The 18,572-nt window shown below is 65.8% G+C and carries 15 protein-coding genes; 2 read left to right on the forward strand and 13 right to left on the reverse strand.

Annotated elements, in window-relative coordinates; translation table 11 throughout:
• Window positions 1-48: 48 nt before the first annotated feature.
• The 11 genes from RRU_RS12365 to RRU_RS12415 form a co-directional block, all read right to left on the reverse strand.
• A complete protein-coding gene (locus RRU_RS12365) occupies window positions 49-990 on the reverse strand; it encodes a metal ABC transporter solute-binding protein, Zn/Mn family (protein ID WP_011390140.1) in 942 nt (313 codons plus the stop codon).
• On the reverse strand, window positions 987-1,877 hold the full coding sequence (locus RRU_RS12370; RefSeq protein WP_011390141.1) for a metal ABC transporter permease: 891 nt from the start codon (window positions 1,875-1,877) through the stop codon (window positions 987-989). Before RRU_RS12370 ends, RRU_RS12365 begins: the two co-directional genes overlap by 4 nt.
• The gene (locus RRU_RS12375) at window positions 1,874-2,605 is read right to left on the reverse strand and encodes a metal ABC transporter ATP-binding protein (RefSeq protein WP_011390142.1); all 732 of its coding nucleotides are present in this window, start codon (window positions 2,603-2,605) and stop codon (window positions 1,874-1,876) included. The genes RRU_RS12370 and RRU_RS12375 overlap by 4 nt, the downstream gene beginning before the upstream one ends.
• Window positions 2,602-3,522 (reverse strand): metal ABC transporter substrate-binding protein, encoded by a 921-nt coding sequence (locus tag RRU_RS12380; protein WP_011390143.1) that lies wholly within the window; start codon window positions 3,520-3,522, stop codon window positions 2,602-2,604. Before RRU_RS12380 ends, RRU_RS12375 begins: the two co-directional genes overlap by 4 nt.
• Entirely contained in the window at window positions 3,519-4,043 is a 525-nt protein-coding gene (locus RRU_RS12385; RefSeq protein WP_011390144.1) for a DUF6162 family protein, read from the reverse strand. The genes RRU_RS12380 and RRU_RS12385 overlap by 4 nt, the downstream gene beginning before the upstream one ends.
• A gap of 11 nt (window positions 4,044-4,054) precedes the next feature.
• On the reverse strand, window positions 4,055-4,390 hold the full coding sequence (locus RRU_RS12390) for a hypothetical protein (protein WP_011390145.1): 336 nt from the start codon (window positions 4,388-4,390) through the stop codon (window positions 4,055-4,057).
• Window positions 4,390-4,890 carry a hypothetical protein gene (locus RRU_RS12395; RefSeq protein WP_011390146.1) on the reverse strand — a complete coding sequence of 167 codons (501 nt, stop codon included), beginning with the start codon at window positions 4,888-4,890 and terminating at the stop codon, window positions 4,390-4,392. Before RRU_RS12395 ends, RRU_RS12390 begins: the two co-directional genes overlap by 1 nt.
• Window positions 4,883-6,064 carry a PepSY-associated TM helix domain-containing protein gene (locus RRU_RS12400; protein ID WP_011390147.1) on the reverse strand — a complete coding sequence of 394 codons (1,182 nt, stop codon included), beginning with the start codon at window positions 6,062-6,064 and terminating at the stop codon, window positions 4,883-4,885. The genes RRU_RS12395 and RRU_RS12400 overlap by 8 nt, the downstream gene beginning before the upstream one ends.
• Before the next feature lie 8 nt (window positions 6,065-6,072).
• Window positions 6,073-8,511 (reverse strand): TonB-dependent siderophore receptor, encoded by a 2,439-nt coding sequence (locus tag RRU_RS12405; protein ID WP_011390148.1) that lies wholly within the window; start codon window positions 8,509-8,511, stop codon window positions 6,073-6,075.
• A gap of 135 nt (window positions 8,512-8,646) precedes the next feature.
• Window positions 8,647-9,642, reverse strand: coding sequence for a FecR family protein (locus RRU_RS12410; protein ID WP_011390149.1), 996 nt, complete (start codon window positions 9,640-9,642; stop codon window positions 8,647-8,649).
• A gap of 95 nt (window positions 9,643-9,737) precedes the next feature.
• Window positions 9,738-10,379 carry a sigma-70 family RNA polymerase sigma factor gene (locus RRU_RS12415; protein WP_269147105.1) on the reverse strand — a complete coding sequence of 214 codons (642 nt, stop codon included), beginning with the start codon at window positions 10,377-10,379 and terminating at the stop codon, window positions 9,738-9,740.
• 475 nt (window positions 10,380-10,854) lie between these two features.
• Here RRU_RS12415 and nifJ point away from each other — a divergent pair, with 475 nt between their 5' ends.
• Window positions 10,855-14,430: a pyruvate:ferredoxin (flavodoxin) oxidoreductase gene (gene nifJ, locus RRU_RS12420; protein WP_237703763.1), complete on the forward strand. Its 3,576-nt coding sequence runs from the start codon at window positions 10,855-10,857 to the stop codon at window positions 14,428-14,430.
• 279 nt (window positions 14,431-14,709) lie between these two features.
• Window positions 14,710-15,903, forward strand: a complete 1,194-nt coding sequence (locus RRU_RS12425; protein ID WP_014626371.1) for an OpgC family protein — start codon at window positions 14,710-14,712, stop codon at window positions 15,901-15,903.
• A 117-nt stretch (window positions 15,904-16,020) separates the two neighbouring features.
• On the opposite strand, the gene RRU_RS12430 is transcribed toward RRU_RS12425, so the two are convergent.
• Entirely contained in the window at window positions 16,021-17,421 is a 1,401-nt protein-coding gene (locus RRU_RS12430) for a ribulose-bisphosphate carboxylase (protein ID WP_011390153.1), read from the reverse strand.
• 124 nt (window positions 17,422-17,545) lie between these two features.
• Window positions 17,546-18,493, reverse strand: coding sequence for a LysR family transcriptional regulator (locus RRU_RS12435; protein ID WP_011390154.1), 948 nt, complete (start codon window positions 18,491-18,493; stop codon window positions 17,546-17,548).
• Between the last annotated feature and the right edge of the window lie 79 nt (window positions 18,494-18,572).

Genomic DNA, 18,572 nt, shown 5'->3' on the forward strand with positions numbered 1-18,572 from the left:
AAGTGTGACTCAAAAACCATCGGTTGCATAATTCCTTTTTGAACGCCCTTAAAGGCCATCGGCCGGAAAGGCCGCCAGCAGGGCGTCGATGATCGATGCGAAAGCCACCGGAACATCGACCGGCGGACCGCTTTCCAGGCTGTCCAGGATCACCAGCTTCGCCCCCGCCCCGCTGATCGCCGCCCCCACCTCGGCCGGCGGCGGGCGATGGGCGAGAACCACCCGCACCGCCTCGCCCACCAGGAAATCGCCAAGGATCCGAGTCCGTTCGGGCGTCCATTCACGGTCATCCAGGGCGACACTGGCGCGCGCATCCAGCCCCAGATCGGGCGTCAGGGCGGCGAAGCGGTCGCTGAGCGACACCACGCCAGGATCGGCAAGGCCGGCGAAGGCCTGGGCCGCCCGCGCCGATTGGGCGAGCAGGGCGCGCTTCAGGCCGTCAAGATTGGCGCTGATTCGCGGGGCGGCCTCGGGATGCAAGCGCCGCAGGTCGGCGGCCAGGATATCGGCCATCCGCCCCAGGGCGTTCGCCGACAGCCAGGGCGCCGGGGCGGCCGGCGCCAGGGCCGGCGCCGGGATGCCCAAAGCCGCTCCCAGGGCCCCGGCCGAGGGCGCGCGCACGGCGGCGACCCCGGGCAAGGCGCCATCGACCGGCCGGCCGGCGTCGATCTCGACCAGGCGGATATTGGTCCGCCGCGCCATGGGAAACAGCGGATCCTCGGGCCACAGCGAGCGCAGCGACACCACCGCCTCGGCGCCCAGGGCGGCCTCGGCCAGCGCCTTTTCCCCACGCCCGGCCAGGAAAGCCGCCTGCCGGCCCATCGGCAGGGCGGCCGGCACCACCACCCGCAGGCTCACCGCCGTACCATCAAGCAGGGCGCCGGCCAATCCCGCCGTCAACGGATGACCGGCCAGGATCACCGCTTCGGCGCGGGCGGCCGAGGGCAGAGTGAAAGCGATCAGGGAAAGGAAAAGGGCGAGGATCTTCATGACGGCTTGCTCCGCGACAGCATGCGGGCGACGGACGCCCCAAGGAAAAGAAGGCCGGCGGCCAGGATGATGGCGCCGCCCGAGGGAATGGGCAGGTCGAAATGCACCGGGATCAGGATCCCGGCCACCGCCGACAGCGTGGCGAAGACGATGCTGAGCAGGAAAAATCCACGCAGGGAGCGTGCCGCCACCCGCGCCGCCGCCGCCGGAATGACCAGCAGGGCGCCAACCAGAATGGCGCCGATGATCTTCACCGAAGCCACCGTCACCACCGTGACCAGCATCAGGAACAGATAATCCAGAAAGACCACCCGCACGCCGCGCACCTGGGCCAGGGCCGGGTTGAAGCCGCCCAGCATCAGGCGGTTGAACAGCGGCAAACCGACAACGCTCACCCCCAGCCCGACGACCAGCAGCACGCCGAGATCGCGGTCATCGACGGTCAGCACCGAGCCAAACAGCACGTTTTCCAGGATATGGACGTTGACCCGGGTCGAGAGCATCAGCAGCAGGCTGGCGCCCAGCGCCAACGACACCGACAAGAACACGCCGATCAGCGTCTCGGTGGCCAAGCCGGTGCGATTGCGCAAGAAGGCGACAAGCAGGGCGAACAACAGGCAATAGCCAAACAGGCTGGCATAGGGCCCGGTATAGGGCTCGCCCAGCAAGATGCCGATGGCCACCCCGGTCAGGGCGGCATGGCCGACCGCCTCGGAAAAAAAGGCCAGACGCTTGGTCACCACCAGGGTTCCCAGGCCACCCAGCACCGGACCGGCGATCAGGGCGGCGATCAGGGCGTTGACCAGGAAGCCATAGGTCAGCCCGGCGGGCAGCAATCCCGCCGCCGCCCAGCCCTGGACGACGGCGCGCAGCGCTTCGAAGCTCACGATAGGGCCTCCCGCAGGGAGCGCTGAGACGGGGCGGAGAACAGCGCCAGCAGGCGCTCGGCCGCCAGAACGGCCGAGGGCGGCCCATTGAACAGAACCGCGCGGTTCAAGCCGCAGGCGTGATCGGCCAGCCGGCGCACCGCCCCCAGGTCGTGCTCCACCCATAAAACCGTGACGCCGCGCGCCCGGAACCCGGCCAGAACATCCTCGAAGATCACGGCTCCGGCTTCATCAAGCGCCGTCATCGGCTCATCAAGGATCACCAGATCGGGGTCGGGGATCAGTGCCTGGGCCAGCAGAACCCTTTGGCGCTCGCCCCCCGACAGCGCGCCGAAGCGCCGATGACGCTTGCCCGCCATCCCCACCCGCTCCAAAGCCTGGTCATAGCGCCCGGCAAGGCGGCGCGCGGGGCCGAGAAAGGCCGGGCGGCGCTGGCACATCACCGCCAGAACATCGCTGACGGTCATCGGCAGACCGGGATCGAAGGCCAGGGATTGGGGAACATAGGCCAGCACGCCGGGGCGATCGCCCGGCCAGTCGATATCGATCGTCCCGCGATGGGGCATCAGCCCGAGCAGGGCCGACACCAGCGACGACTTACCGCCGCCATTGGGACCGACCACCGCCTGGATCGTCCCCGGCGCCACCCGCAGCGCCACGTCCTCCAGGATCGAGGTGCCGCCCAAAGCCAAGCTCAGTCCGCTGATTTCGATCGACGGACCGCTCACCCCTTGGCCTCCAGCATGGCGCGGACCAGGGTATCGAGATTGCGCCCGGTCTCTTCCTCGAACAGGCTCGCGGTATAGGCGCCCGTCGAGATATGCGAGAAGGCATACAGGGCGATGCCGGTTTCGCGGCGGATGGTCTCGACATAGGGGCTGGGGAAATTCAGCTCCGAGAAGATCACCTGCACATCCAGGCGGCGCAGCGTGGCGATGGTTTCGGCCAATTGCGCCGGGCTCGGTTCGATGCCATGGGCCGGTTCGACCACGGCGGCGACCTCCAGGCCGAATTCGCGCAGCAGGTAATTATAGGCGTCGTGGATGGTCGCCACCCGCAAGCCGACCTCGGGCGCCCCGGCCAGCTTGGCCAGGGCCGCCGCCCGCAGGCCGCGCAGGCGCTTGGCATAGGCCCGGGCATTGGCGTTGAACACCTCGGCCCGATCGGGAACCCGCTCGCCCAGGGCGCGGGCGATGGTATAGACCTGCTGGATCGACCCGGTGATCGACAAGAAGGTATGGGGATTGACCACCTTGCCCGCCGCGCCAGTGCGGGCATTGGCGCCCGAGGCGGCGAGCAGCGGCACCTCGGCATTGGCCTCGATCAGCGGCAGATCGGGCCGTTCCGAGGCGGCGACCATGCGGCCGGCGAAATCATCGTGGCCGATGCCGTTGACCACCAGAACGTCAAGCGTGCCAATGCGGCGGATATCCTCGGGCCGGGGCTCATAGGCATGGGGATTGAAGCCGGCGGGGATGATCGGCACCACCTCGGCCGCCTCGCCGACTATATGGGCGACATAGGAATAATAGGGATGGAGCGTCACCCCGATGCGCGGACGGTCGGCGGCGAAAACGGATCGGGCCGGCAGGGCGGCGCTGCCGGCGGTGGCGGCGGCGAGCGACAGGAAACGGCGACGGTTCATCGGGTGACTCCGGCGGAAAATGAGGTAACGGCCTGCTTCCAGCCCTCGGCGATCAGCGTCGCCTCATCGAGCCCGGCCGGCGGGGTATGGGTGGGTTTGAGCCAGACCTCGGCCCCCTCGCCCTCCAGGCGCAGAACCATCGAGGCGGCGACCTCGGCGTAGGCGCTGAGGCCGACATAGCCGCCGTCCACGGCGTGCCAGCGATGGCCGCCGCGCGCCCGCCAACTGGCATCGGCGACGAAGGGCGGCAACCCTTCCGCGCCCAGCTCATCGGGTCCGGGCAAAGGGGCGGTGCGGTCGAGTTCCAGGGCGACCAGACGCAGATCGGCGAAAATCCCCTGTTCAGCCGGGGTCAGCGCCGTCCGCGCGTCGATCTGATAGGGCGCGAGGGCGGCCGCCTCGGGGGTTTGTCCACGCAGACCGATCCACGAGGCGGCGGCGACAACGATAACCAGGGCGGCCAGGGCCACCCACCCCGCCTCGCGTCCCGCCCCGGCGGCGGCGACCCTTTGTCTGTGCATCGGGGCCACCGTCAATGAATGTCGGCGTGTTCGATTTCGACCGTATGGCCGGGGCCGGCATCGAACAGCACGTAGAACTCGCTGGCCGGCTTGGGAAAGACCAGGGTCGAATCGGCCCCGAGCTTGCCGGCGACCAGAACCTGCTCGTCATAGGAAATGACATCGAGCGTCACCCCCGGCGCGCCCGAGCCATCGGAGAAGCCCCCGGTGCAGCGCACCGTCTGGGCGTCGGCCATCTCGCAGCTGCACAGCGGATAATGGGCCAGGGCGAGCGAGGGCGACACAAGGGCGGCGCCCAGCCCACCCAGGGCGATCGCCCAGGAGGACATCGGAAAAATACGTTTCATCACCGGTTCCCTTCCTTGGTCTCTTGGTCTGCTCCCTGGCCGGTCACGGCGGCGAGCGGCCAGGACGTTTGGTGAAGGGTGCCGTCCCACCCCTCGATGGTCAGCCACAGCTCTTCCTTGCCGGTCAGACCCTCGGGAACGGGCACCTGAGCCATGGCGAAATGGGGATTGCCGTAAGCCAGCGCGCCAAGCGTGCGGATATTGCGCGGCTTGCCGATCCGCAGGAAACTGCCGCGGATGGTGTCGACATCGCCTTCTACGATCTTGACCAAGATGAAACGGCGCAGGGCGCCGTCGGCCCCGGGTTCCGGCAGGCCGGGCATGGCGCTGACCGCCACGCGCCACGGCCCCAAGGCAACGGCGGCGGGGGCCGTCGCCGGCATGGCGCCGACGGCGGTGGCGGTGGAAAAGGCCCCGTGCTGCTGGGCGAAATAGAACGCCGGAAGAAACAGCATCAGGGCGCTGAGATGGAATTTCGAGCGGTGCCAGAGCTTACGCATGGGAGGGGCTCTCCCCAAGCTTAGCGCCTTGGCGCATCTCGAGGGTGGCGCGAACGGTGCGCTTGCTCCAGATCAGCATCCCCGAAAAGATCAGCATCGACAAAATCAAGCCGAAGAGGAACCACACCCCCTTGATCGCCAGCCCCAGGGCTCCGGGGCCGCCGAAATCGCCGACATGGAGCGGCCGCAGGATCTGCGAGGCCAAGCCCAGGGGCCCGGAGTCTCCGCCCTTTTTGCTATAAAGCACCTCCGCCGTGCGCGGATGGACATAGGTCACATCCGACAGGAGCGGCACCCGGCCGCTGCCATAGGCATAGATCGGATCAAAGGCGGTGCCGGGGAAATAAAGCGCGGTAACCCGCCCACCCGCATGGGTGGCCTGGGCGGCGGCCAAAGCCGCGTCGACCTCGGCCGGCGGCGGATGCTCGCCCGGGGCCCGTTTGGGCAGATCGGCCCGGTCGATGACCACCAGCGGCGCCCCGGGATCAAGCGCGCCGCGCAGATCGACGATCGCCGCCTGAACCAGGAACCACAGGCCGGTGACGCCGATTAGCAGCACGAACCACAAAGACCACGCCCCGCCAAGCCGGTGAAGATCGCCAAGGAGAACCCGGGCGCCCTTGCCGGTGCGCAGCTTGGGGCGGGTGAAGAAGGCCCGCCAGAAGCGCTTGTAAACGACCATGCCGGTAACGACCGATCCAAGCAGCGGAATCGCCATCACCGCCACCAGATACCACCCCCAGGGATAGCCGCCCGTCCACGGCGACAGCAGCCAGCCATGCAGGGCGCGCAGGAAGACCGGCAAGGGGTTATCCGAACCGATGCCGCGCAGGGTGGCGCTGACCGGATCGACATAGGCCATGGCGTAAAGGCCGTTCTCAAGGCCTAGACGCACCGTCGCCGCCATGTAATCGGCGCCCCAACCAACCGACAGGGCGCGCGACCCCGGGGCGGCGGCCTCGGCGGCGGCGATCAGGGCGCTGGCCGGAGCCGGATCGCCGCTGGCGCCCGCCCGCACCTCCGGATCGATCAGCCACATGATCTCGTGGCTGACCGAGGCCAGGGTGCCGGTGAAGCACAGAAAGAAGACATAGGCCCACAACGGCAATCCCATCCAGGAATGCACAAGGAACCAGAGACGCGCTCCAGAGGATTTCCGCGGGGTCTTGTCCATGGCGGTCCTTACCAGCGATAGGTGAGTTTACCGACGACGGTCCGTCCGTCGCCGTAGTAGCAGCCAAAGGCCGTGCAGGTGCCGATGGTGTCCTCATCGGTCAGGTTGTTCAGATTGAGCGCGACCTTCCAGGTTTCGCGCTCGTAACCGATCTCGGCGTCGAAAACCGTGTTGGACTCGAGCTTGATGGTGTTGGCGTTGTCGCCATAGCGTTCGCCGACATAGCGCACGCCGCCGCCCAGGCCGATGCCGGCCAAGCCCAGCTTCCCCACCGCGCTCTGGGGTTGGATGGTGTAATCCACCCACAGCGAGGCCGTCTGGCTTGGCACATTGGCCGGCCGGTTGCCCTTTTCGCTGGCCGCCCCGCCGGTGATCTCGGCCTCTTGCAGGGTGTAGCTGGCGCTGAGATTCAGCCCCTCGTAGAGGCTGGCCAGGGCTTCGAGTTCAAAGCCCTGAACGGTGATCTCGCCGGTTTGGACGCTATAGCCGCTATAGAGCGGGTCGCTCGACTTCACGTTGGTCTGGGTCAGATCGAAAAGCGACGCCGCCAGGAAGCTGTTGTAGCCCTTGGGCTGGAATTTCATCCCGGCCTCGTACTGGCGCCCTTGGCTGGAATCGAAATTGCCGCCGCCGCGTTGCGGGGCCGCCGTGCCGGTCTGCGGATCGAACGAGGTCGAATAGCTGAGGTAGGGCACCAGACCGAAATCGAAGATATAGGACAGGCCGACGCGGCCGGTGGTCGCGGCGTCGTCCTGCTTGCCGCCGCCCTTACCTTTGATCTTGGTGCGGATGGTCGCCACGTCGTGGCGCAGGCCGGCGGTCAGTTGCCAGTCGTGCCAGCGGATCTGATCTTGGACATAAAGCCCGACCTGGGTCATCCGTTGGGTCTTGTCGGTGGCGCTGCCGGTGGGGGCGGCGATCGCCTGACCATAGACCGGGTTATAGATGTCGATCGACGGCGCCGAGCCAAACAGCGACTTGGTGTGGGCGTCGAAATAGCGCACATCGACGCCGCCCAGAACCGTATGGGCAAGCGGCCCGGTGCCCAGCGTCACCTCGCCCTGGGTGTCGACATTGACGGTATCGAGGTCCTCGTTCTGATAGGAGGTCCCGCGATAGGCCGTGCGGTTGTCGCTGGCCAAACCGGCGTAATACAGGCCCTGGTAATCCCAATCGAGCGCCATGTAGCGGGCGTTTTGACGCAGCGTCACCTGATCATTGACCCGCCGCTCGGCCTCATAGCCCAAGCTCCATTGGGTGCGCGCGGACTCGTCGAAATCGGGCTCGCCCAGATAAAGGTCGCGCGACAGCTTGCCCAAGGGATTGTCATAGAGCGTTCCAGCCAGCGGCAATCCCAGCGGCGATCCCGAGCGATCGTGCTGAACCTGGGTCAGCAAGGTGACCCGCGTCGCCTGATCGTCGCTCTTCCAGGTCACCGCCGGCGCCAGGAAATAACGGTCGTCGTCGATGTGATCCATCTGGGTGCCGCTGTCGCGGACCACACCGGTCAGGCGATAGGTCAAAGGCAGATCATCGGCGATCGGTCCGCCGAGATCGAAGCCGCCCTGGAAGCGCTTTTCGCTGCCGGCCTCGACGGTGATTTCGCCAAAGGCCTCATCGACCGGGCGCTTGCTGATCATATTGAGCAGGCCGCCCGGGCTCGCCTGCCCATACAGAACCGAAGACGGACCGCGCAGGGCCTCGATCCGCTCCAGGCCATAGACCTCGACCGACGGCGCGCCGAAGCCGCGCATGATGCGCAGACCGTTCAGATACTGACCCTCGGCCACCGAGAACCCGCGGATCTGCGGCACATCGTAACGGGCATCGGCGCCGCTGGGCTGGGCGACGACACCGGCGGCATAGCCAAGCGCCTGACCGACGTTCTGAACGGCGCGCTTGTCCATCTGATCGGCGGTGACCACGGCGATCGCCTGCGGAGTCTCGACGATCGGCGTATCGGTCTTGGTCGCCGTGATCGAGCGTTCGGCGACGAAACCGGCGACCGGCCCGGTCGGCGATTGGCGCAAGGGGGCGGCCTCGACCGTCACCGGATCGGCCACGGTCACCCCGCCGGCCGCCGCCGGCTTTTCCAGCACAACCGTCGTCGCATCGGTGAAGCGCCACAGCAGCCCGCTGCCCGCCAGCAATCGGCGCAACGCCTCCTCGGGCGCCATGGCGCCGCTGACCGCCGGCGCCGCCCGCCCGGCGACCACGGCGCTTTCGGCGGCGATCTGCACCCCCGCCTGATCGCCAAACAGGGTCAGGGCCCCGGCCAGCGACTGGGCGGGAATATCAAACGACCGCACCGCCGCCGCTTGCGAAACCTGCGGCGCTGACGCCGCGCCGGCGGCCCCCACCCCTCCCATCACCAAGACCGCGACCGACGCCCCGGCCACCAGGGCGGCCCGTCGCCCGGTCCGCCCCACCCTTCCCTCATGCCTCATTTGGATACCCTCGCCATCCCATACTAAAAGCGATAATGCGACTTGTTCGCATGCGCTTGTGGGAAAGAGACGACGCAGCCGAAGCATTCTTCAGAAAATCCTCGTTTTTTTAGGAACTTTTTCCCGAAAGCCGCGTTAGCGCGGATCGGAGGGTCCGGAAACCATCAAAAGCCAGGGGCCGAGCCGGCGGATTTCTCCGCCCAAAGGCTCCACCGCCGCCCGCAGCGCCCGCTCGGGATCGCCAAGATCGAAGACGCCGGTGACCCGCCGTTCGGCCATTGCCCCATCGCCAAGGATGATCGCCCCGGCGAAATGGCGCTCCACCGCCTCGACCACCTCGGACAAGGCCCGATCCTCGACCAGCAACCGGCCACGCCGCCAGGGGCCGATGGCCGAAAGCGGCACGCGGTCGCGCACAACCGCGCCATCGGCCTTGGCGATGCGCATCCGCTCCCCCGGCGCCAACAGGGCGCTCCGCCCGGCCGAAACCACGCGAACGCCGCCATGCTCGACACTGACGCCAACCTCGCTCGCCGAGACATCGATGGCGAAGGCGGTGCCGGTGACCGTGACCTCCACCGCGCCCGCCCGCACGACGAAGGGCCGCGCCGTATCGGGCTCGACCTCGAAGAAGGCCGGACCGTCGCGCAAGGCCACCTCGCGCCGATCGGGACCATAGGCGACATCAAGCGCGCTTCCGGCATCGAGCCGAACCCGCGAGCCGTCCTCCAAGACGATCGCGGCGATCCCCGCCGCCCCGGCCCGGTAATCGGCGCCCGGCCACAAAGGCCCGCCGACCAGCGCGCCGATCCCCAGGGCCAGCGACGCGGCCAAGGCGAAGGCCGTCAGCCGGCGCGCCCGTTTGGACGGGCGGGCGGGACGGCGAACCGGCGACGGGGCCGATTGGGGGGCGGCGAGCGGGCCGAGCAGTCCCGTCGCCCGCCATGTGCGCTCCAGCGCGCGCCACACCTCGCCATGACGGGGCGAAGCCGCCAGCCAGCGCGCGAGATCGGCGCGCCCGGCCGCATCGGCGGGATCGGTTCGCAAACGCAGGAACCGCGCCGTCGCCTCGGCGATCAGGCGATCCCGCGCCGCATCCTCTCGACTATCCCCGGCGGCCCCCACGGCCATCGCCGTCTCCCTGCTTTTTGCGCATGCGGGACGATCCTCCATCCCCTCCTTGGTTAGACGAACGGCCCCGGGCTTTCCCCCATTGTTTTTTTCGATCAAAGCTTTGAACTCCGATCGAGGTGATCGAGGCAATGGGCCAAAGCCTCGTGGACTAGGCTATGGGCGCGGGTCTGCGAGATGCCCAGGCGCTGGCCGATTTCGGCAAAGGTGCAATTTTCGAAGCGGTGCAGATCAAAAGCGGTCCGCGTGCGGGGCGGCAGGCTGGCCAGGGCCTGGGCGACGGCGCGCAGGTCGTCGCGGCCGATCGCCTCTTGTTCGGGCGACGGGGCGCCGGCCGCCACCCCGTCCAGACTGGCCCCGCCATCGCCCATCCAGGCCTCCCGTTTCAGTCGCCGAGACAGGTCCACCGCGAGATTGCGCACGATCTTGTATAGGTAGCCGACGGGGCGTTCGAGGGCCGTCCCGCGCCCGGCTTCGGTGGATGTCGGCGAAGGCGAGGCCGAATCGAATCGCAACCATGCCTCCTGAACCACATCCTCGGCCCGCATCGAGTCGCCGACAATTGGGGTAGCATAATCGATCAAAGCCCTTCGATGCCGAAGGAACAGATCAAGGGAGTCTTTCACATCCGTCACGCAAACCCGCCTTCGCCCCGCCTCCCCCGACAGGGGGCGAGCCCCCCTCGCTTTTGAATAATGGGCCCTGCGGCTTTCCGCAGATTTGCGAACGACTATCATTTCGGGCCGCTTCGGTCCACGTTTTTCAGACACTTAGCGCGGGCGGCGAAATGGACTTCCTCAAGCGATAGTCAAGGAGCGGACGGGGACGGCCCCGGAGAGCGGCCGGAAGCGTCCCGGGAATGGCGGCGGCCGAGAGTCGCGGCGGTTTTATGTCCCACTAATTTAGTAATATACTATTTTGATTTATTATTAAAAATACAGTTGGCCAGTCACCCATGTTTCTTGCCCAATTCCTGGGAAAAGACTTATTACTGATAAAGAACTTCTACAGTTTCGCTACAATGGTCAGGGCCCTTTTGCAGAGGTGGGCTCAGGCGTCCTGGAGACGCGACAGCGCTCCGGGAAAGAGTTCGGTCGCCCGCCGCCCCCGAGATCCGGGGGAGGGACGGCAGACCCCGCCTACCCCGCATTCCGACCCAAACAACGACGCCCGGCCGATGAGCCGGCATCGATCGAAGGAGGAGCGTTCCCTATGTCCGTACGGAAAATGGTCGCCATCGACGGCAACGAGGCTTGCGCCTCGGTCGCTTATCGTGTGAGCGAGGTGGCCGTCATCTATCCGATTACCCCGTCTTCGACCATGGGCGAGCTTTCCGACGAATGGTCGGCGAAAGGCCTGACCAACATCTGGGGCGCCGTTCCGCAAGTCGTCGAGATGCAGTCCGAGGGCGGCGCCGCCGGCGCCTGTCACGGCGCCATCCAGACCGGCTCGCTGGGCACCACCTTCACGGCCTCCCAGGGGCTGCTGTTGATGATCCCCAATATGTACAAGATCGCCGGCGAGCTGACGCCGTTTTGCATGCATGTCACGGCGCGCACCCTGGCCACCCATGCCCTGTCGATCTTTGGCGACCAGTCCGACGTCATGGCCTGCCGGCAGACCGGCTTCGCCATCCTCGCCTCGGCCTCGGTCCAAGAGGCCCATGATCTGGCCAGCGTCGCTCACGGAGCGAGCCTGGAAAGCCGCATCCCCTTCCTGCACTTTTTCGACGGCTTCCGCACCTCGCACGAGGTGAACAAGATCGAGCTGATGACCGACGACGATCTGCACGCGATGATCGACGACGATCTGGTGGCGGCGCACCGCGCCCGGGCGCTGACGCCCGACACCCCCGTCACCCGCGGCACGGCCCAGAACCCCGACACCTTCTTCCAGGCCCAGGAGGCGCGCAATCCGTTCTATGACGCCTGCCCGGCCATCGTGCAGTCCTATATGGACCGCCTCGCCGCCCTGACCGGCCGCCGCTACGGATTGTTTGATTACGTCGGCCATCCCCAGGCCGAACGCGTCGTCGTCATCATGGGATCGGGCGCCGAAACCGTCGCCGAGACCGTCGACTGGCTGGTGGCGCGCGGCGAGAAGATCGGCGTCGTCAAGGTCCGGCTGTTCCGCCCCTTCTCGGTCGACGCCTTCGTCGCCGCCCTGCCGGTTTCCGTCCGCGCCATCGCCGTGCTCGACCGCTGCAAGGAATCGGGCGCCATCGGCGAGCCGCTGTACCTTGATGTCGTCGGCGCCCTCGCCCGGGCCAAGGCCCTGGGTCTGCGCGCCGGCATCGTCGATCCGGCGGTGATCGGCGGGCGCTATGGCCTGTCGTCGAAGGAATTCACCCCGGCGATGGTCAAGGCGATCTTCGATGAACTGGCCAAGGCCAATCCCAAGCAGGCCTTCACCGTCGGCATTGAGGACGACGTCACCCATCTGTCGCTGAGCGTCGATCGCTCGTTCCGCATCGAAAGCGCCGATATCAAGCGGTCGGTGTTCTTCGGTCTGGGCGCCGATGGCACGGTGGGCGCCAATAAGAACTCGATCAAGATCATCTCGGACTCTCCGACCATCCACGGTCAGGGCTATTTCGTCTATGATTCCAAGAAATCCGGGGCGATCACCATTTCCCACCTGCGCTTCGGGCCGCGCCCGATCCGCGCGCCTTATCTGATCGACGAGGCCGATTTCATCGCCTGCCATCACTTCAGCTTCCTCGACAAGGTCGATGTGCTGGAAACCGCCGCCGTCGGCGCGACGCTGCTGCTCAATTCCCCCCACGACAAGGATACGGTGTGGGACGCCCTGCCCCGTCCGGTTCAGCAGACGATCATCGACCGCGATCTCAAGCTGTTCGTCATCGATGCCAATAAGGTTGCCCAGGAAACGGGCATGGGCCAGCGCATCAACACCATCATGCAGACCTGTTTCTTCGCGCTGTCGGGGGTGATGCCGCGCGACGAGGCGATCGAGGAGATCAAGAAGGCCATCTCCAAGACCTACGCCCGCAAAAGCCAGAAGGTAATCGACGCCAATTTCGCCGCCGTCGATCAAACCCTGTCGCGGCTGCAAAGCGTGACGATCCCCGGCGTTCTCACCGGCCACGCCCTGCCGCCCCTGGTCTCCGCCGGCGCCCCCGATTTCGTCCGCAATGTCACCGCCGTCATGCTGGCGGGCAAGGGCGACAGCTTGCCGGTCAGCGCCATGCCGGTCGACGGCACCTGGCCGACCGAAACCGCGCGCTGGGAAAAGCGCGATATCGCCCAGCAGGTTTGTTCCTGGGACGCGGATCTGTGCATCCAGTGCAACAAATGCGTGATGGTCTGCCCACACGCCGCCCTGCGGGTCAAGGCCGTCCCGGCCGAGGCCGCCGCCGCCCTGCCCGCCTCGATGAACTCCACCCCCTATAAGGGCAAGGACGACCTCAAGGGATCGGCCTATGTGCTGGCGCTTTCGCCCGAGGACTGCACCGGCTGCGGCATCTGCGTGGAAGCCTGTCCGGGCAAGGACAAGGCCACCGGCGCGCGCTCGCTGACCATGCACGCCCGCGAGGACGTGGTAAGCGCCTGCAAGGAAAACTGGGAAATCTTCCTTGATCTGCCCGATGTCGCCCGCACCTCGCTGCGGCCGACGGTCAAGAACAGCCAGTTCATGACGCCGCTGTTCGAGTTCTCCGGCGCCTGCCAGGGCTGCGGCGAGACCCCCTATCTGAAGCTGTTGACCCAAATGTGGGGCGACCGGCTGATGATCGCCAATGCCACCGGCTGCTCGTCGATCTACGGCGGCAACCTTCCCACCTCGCCCTATGCCAAGGACGCCAATGGCCGGGGGCCGGCGTGGTCGAACTCGCTGTTTGAAGACAACGCCGAATTCGGCCTGGGCTTCCGCCTCGCCCTTGACCAACACCGCTCCGAGGCCAAGCGCCTGCTTGGCGCCCTCGCCCCGCAGCTCAGCGGCGTTCTGGTCGACGGTCTGGTGGCCAACGCCGCCAACAACGACGAAGCGGCCATCGCCGCCCAGCGCGAGCGCGTGGTCTCCCTGCGCGCCGAACTCGGCGGTCTGACCGGCTGGCAAGCCCGGGCCCTGGAAGGGCTGGCCGATTATCTGGTGGAAAAGGTGGTGTGGATCGTCGGTGGCGACGGCTGGGCCTATGACATCGGCTACGGCGGCCTCGACCACGTCATCAGCTCGGGTCGCAACGTCAATATCCTGGTGATGGATACCGAGGTCTATTCCAACACCGGGGGTCAGCAGTCCAAATCGACGCCGATCGGCGCCTCGGCCAAGTTCTCGGTCGCCGGCAAGGCCCTGCCCAAAAAGGACCTGGGGCAGATCGCCATGGCCAACGGCCATGTCTATGTCGCCAGCATCGCCTTTGGCGCCAGCGACAATCAGACCCTGCGGGCGCTCTCGGAAGCCGTCAGCTATGAGGGCCCGTCGCTGATCATCGCCTATAGCCACTGCATCGCCCATGGCTATGACCTGACCTGCGGCCTGTCCCAGCAGAAACTGGCGATCGAGACCGGCTATTGGCCGCTCTATCGCTTCGATCCGCGCAAGATGGGCGTCGGCCCGGCGCTGAGCCTGGATGGTGTCCAGCCCAGCCGGCCGATCGGCGACTATATGGCCAACGAGGGCCGCTTCCGCATCATCCGCGACGCCGATCCCGAGCGCTACGCCATGCTCCTTGAAGCCGCCGAGGAGAATGTCCGCTCGCGCTGGGCGTTGCTGCGCCAGCTGGCCGGGGTCGCCGACGAGCAGGAAGGCGCCCGCGCGGCGCAATAACCCGGCGCCCCTCTTCGGCCGCTTCGCCGATGGCCCCGCCCCCTGTCCGGGGGGGCGGGGCTTTTTTGTGGTAACCGGGCAACGAAATGCCCTCGAATCGCCCGAAACATCCTGTAACAATTTCGACGCTTGAATCGCTTTCCCGGGCCGGGGGGAACCCCCCTGTTTCCCCTTCTCGGTCGCTTTCCGGAACGCCTTGCTTTCAAGCAACGTTAGTAACGTCGCAAGGACCCAGACGGAGGACCGGCTGGGACACCTCGGTAAAGCGGGCGAAGCCAGATGAAAAGACTAGATATCCTGGATGGATTTCGGGGTTATTTCCTCGTTTTCATGATGGTCAACCACCTGACACTGCAAGGTGGGTCGATCATAAGCGTGTTGAACCATTCTTCCCTTGGATATGTTCAGGATGCCCAGGGGTTTGTTTTCATCTCCGGGTTGATCGTTGGGCTCTATTACGCCAAAGGCTATCTCAAGGGACGCAGCCTCGAGATGGACACCAAGATCTATGCCCGGGCCGGGCTGCTCTATCGCTACAGCCTTGTGCTGCTGGGATTGCTGTTTGTGCTGCCCTTGGTGTTTCCGACCTTCGCCGCGCCCTGGGAACGCTTCTATGCCGATTTTTTCCGCGATCCTTTGACCATCGGCATGGGGGCGCTGATCTTGCTCTACCAGCCGACCTATATGGATATTCTGCCCCAATACATCTTGTACCTGCTGCTAACGCCCTTTCTCATCCGCCTCGCCCTTAACGGCAAAGGGGTTCAGGTGCTGGGCGGCAGCATCGCGGTCTGGCTGCTGACCCAGATCGGCGCCCATACCCTGCTGATCACTGCCATCGAGGAGGCCGGCCAGAGCGTCGCCCCCGATTTCATCACCCGCGCCGGCTTCAATCCCATGGGCTGGCAGTTGCTCTTCGTCTCCGGTCTGGTCATCGGCGCCGGACTGACCAAGGGGACCTTGAAGATCGGCGACTGGTTCGACGCCTCGCGCCCCGGCCCCGCCCTGACCTCGCTGGCCCTTGTCGTCTATTTCATGGTGATGCGCCTAGGCTTCACCTTCGACTACCTGCCCGACCACGTGGTCCAGGCCTTCCGGATGCTCGACCACCGGACCACCTTCAGCCTGATCTATCCGATCAACTTTTTAGCCCTGGGCTATCTGGTGACCTGGCTGATCATCTGCGGCCCCCACGCGGCCTCGCCGATCGTGCAAAAAGCCGGCTGGGTGCTCAAAGGCTTGTTCATGATGGAGTTCCTGCGCTTCCTTGGCCGCCATTCGCTGCAGGTCTACGCCTTCCATCTGGTCCTGGTCTTCGCCATGTATTTCGTTGATTTCTATACGGAGGAGTTCAACGAGGTCGCCAAGACCGGCATCGTGCTGTCGGGCGTCGCCCTGCTCGCCGTTCCGGCTTGGCTGCATGAGCAAAAGCAAAAGGCCAAAACTGCCCAAAGGGCCGCCGCCCGCACCTGACCCGTCGAGGCCCATCTCGGGCCCCATCGAAAAAGCTCAAAAAAAGACGCGGAGGGGAGAGCCTCCGCGTCTTCTGCTTTGACCGGCCGTCCAACCGGGACGGCTGGTGGCAGGCGGTTACGCCGGAAGGGCGCTGCGGGTGTCCTCGACGCCCAGGGCCTTGCGCCAGCCCGGATAGATCTGGTCGGCGTCGCCGGGGAAGGACTCGAAGGCGCGGGCCAGTTCCTTGTGCTCGCGGGCATAGTCCAGAACCGGAACCCCGTCCCGCCAGGCTTGCCAGGCTTGACGCAACGACCGCGCCCCGGCCACCGGGCCGTCGATATGGCCGAAGGCGCCGCCGCCGGCGGTCAAGATGACATTGGCATTACCCAGGTTCTCGAAGAAGCCGGGCATGCGCAGGGCGTTCATGCCGCCGCTGATGATCGGCGTACAAGCCTTCATGCCGCCCCAGGATTGACGGTAGAACGGCCCCTGGGCCTCGTCCTGGGTCAGCATATAGGCGATGGCGCGGTCGCTGGACTCGCCTTCCATCTTGCCAAAGCCCATGGTGCCGGTGTGGATGCCGCTGGCGCCCTGCAGGCGGGCCATCTTGCAATGGACGAAGGCGGTATAGCCGCGCTTGGACTGGGGCGAGGTGACGGCGCCGTGGCCAGCCCGGTGATAATGCAAGAAGTTATCGGGGAAGCGGCGGCGCGCCGTGGTGATCGCCGCGGCGCCGGCGACATAGCCGTCGACCAGCAAGGCGACATGCGAGGCGTTCTCGCCGAAGGTCTCCAGCACATACTCGCCACGGGCGATGATCTCGAAGGGATCGTCGGCGGTGATATTGGCCGAGAACAGCTTGGCCTCGCCGGTCTCGTCCTGGGCCCGCCTCATGGCGTCGGCGACCAGGGCGATGGTGTCGCGCAAGGGGGCGAAGGGCTGATTGCCCTGGGGCTCGTCGTTCTTGATGAAGTCGCCGCCCAGCCAGAAGGCGTGGCAGGCCTCGGCGAAGGGCTTGGGACGCAGGCCGAGCTTCGGCTTGATGATCGTGCCGACGACCAGACCGCCGTCGACCTCGGGCCGCCCCAGCACTTTCCACAGGGCCGAGATATTGACGCTCGGGCCATCAAACAGGGCGCGATAAGCCTCGGGCACATAGAAATCGTGCATCTTGGCGTATTCCACGTCGCCCATACCCTGGTTGTTTCCCATGGTGAGCGTCAGGAACGAGGCGATCATCGCCTTGCCGTCGGTGATGTTGCGGTCGAACAAAGCCACCGGATAGGCGATCTTGGTCAGCTCGCGGGCCTCGTCCACCTCATAGACCAGGGCGTCGACGCCCCGGGTGAAATCGTCGGTGGTGCAGACCTCGACGTTGGTGCCCGTCGAACTCTCGGCGGCGAAATGCGCCGCGGTCGCCACATAGCCATATCCGGCCTTGGGCTTCATGATATAGGCACAAAGCACATGCTCGCCGCCGGCGATCAGATCCTCTTCCTTGAGCGCCAGATTGACGTAACGAGATGACTGGTCCATCGGTGGACTCTCCCTAGATGTTCGATGGGGGGCACTGTACCCCCATCGATCCATAAGCCATAATTTATTGTTTTAGACTTCCCCATAAGTAAAAGATTATACGACTTTCCGTTGTCCGCGCTTTTCAGCCGCTGACATGACGGTTGCGGCGCGGCGGCAGGGTGCGGATGGCGTCGCTCAACAGGTCCTCGCCGCGCGCCTTGAGAAAGGCCACCATCGCCTCGGCCACCGGCAGCAGGTGCTTGCCCTCGCGGATCACCACATACCAGTCGCGCTGGATCGGCAGCCCTTCCACATCAAGGATCACCAGCCGGCCGACCGAAAGCTCCAGGCTCATGGTGTTGCGCGACAGCAGGCTGATGCCCATGCCGGCCATCACCGCCTGCTTGATGGTCTCATTGCTCGACATCTCGATCATGCGGTGGGGCAGCACCCCATGGTCGGTCATCAGCTTTTCCATAAGGATGCGCGTGCCCGACCCCGGCTCGCGCATCAGAAAGGTTTCCCCCGACAGATCGTGGAACGTCAGCTTGCGCCGCACCAGCGGATGATCCGACGCCGCGACCATCACCATCGGATTGGGGGCGAAGCGTTCGGCGCGCACCGCCGGCTCGGTCGGCGGCCGGCCCATGATGAACAGGTCCAGGGCGTTTTCCTGGATCATCCCCAGGATCTGCTCGCGATTGGCCACCGTCAGCCCCAGTTCAACACCGGGATAGCCGGCGGTGAACACCGAGAGCAGGCGGGGGGCGAAGTATTTGGCGGTGCTGACCACGCCGATGCGCAACGCCCCGGCGCGCTTGCCCTTCAGGGCGTCCATCGCCTTGTCGGCATCGGTCACCGCCGCCAGAATGGTCCGCACATGCCCGAGAAGAATGGTTCCGGCCTGGGTGAGCAGCAGCACCCGACCCATCTGCTCAAACAGCGGCAAGCCGGCCAGGGCCTCGATCTGCTTGATTTGCAACGACACCGCCGGCTGGGTCAGCCCCAGTTCCCGGGCGGCGTTGGAGAAGCTGAGGTGGCGGGCGACGGCGTCGAAAATCTGCATCTGCCGCAAGGTGGCGTGGCGCATGGCGGATCATTCCCCTGCCGATTGGCCTATAAGGTTTAGCTTATAGACTATGCCATAATAACTTTGTTGTGTTTATGTG

Origin of the sequence: Rhodospirillum rubrum ATCC 11170, from assembly GCF_000013085.1 — a bacterium.
Taxonomy (GTDB): Bacteria; Pseudomonadota; Alphaproteobacteria; order Rhodospirillales; family Rhodospirillaceae; genus Rhodospirillum; species Rhodospirillum rubrum.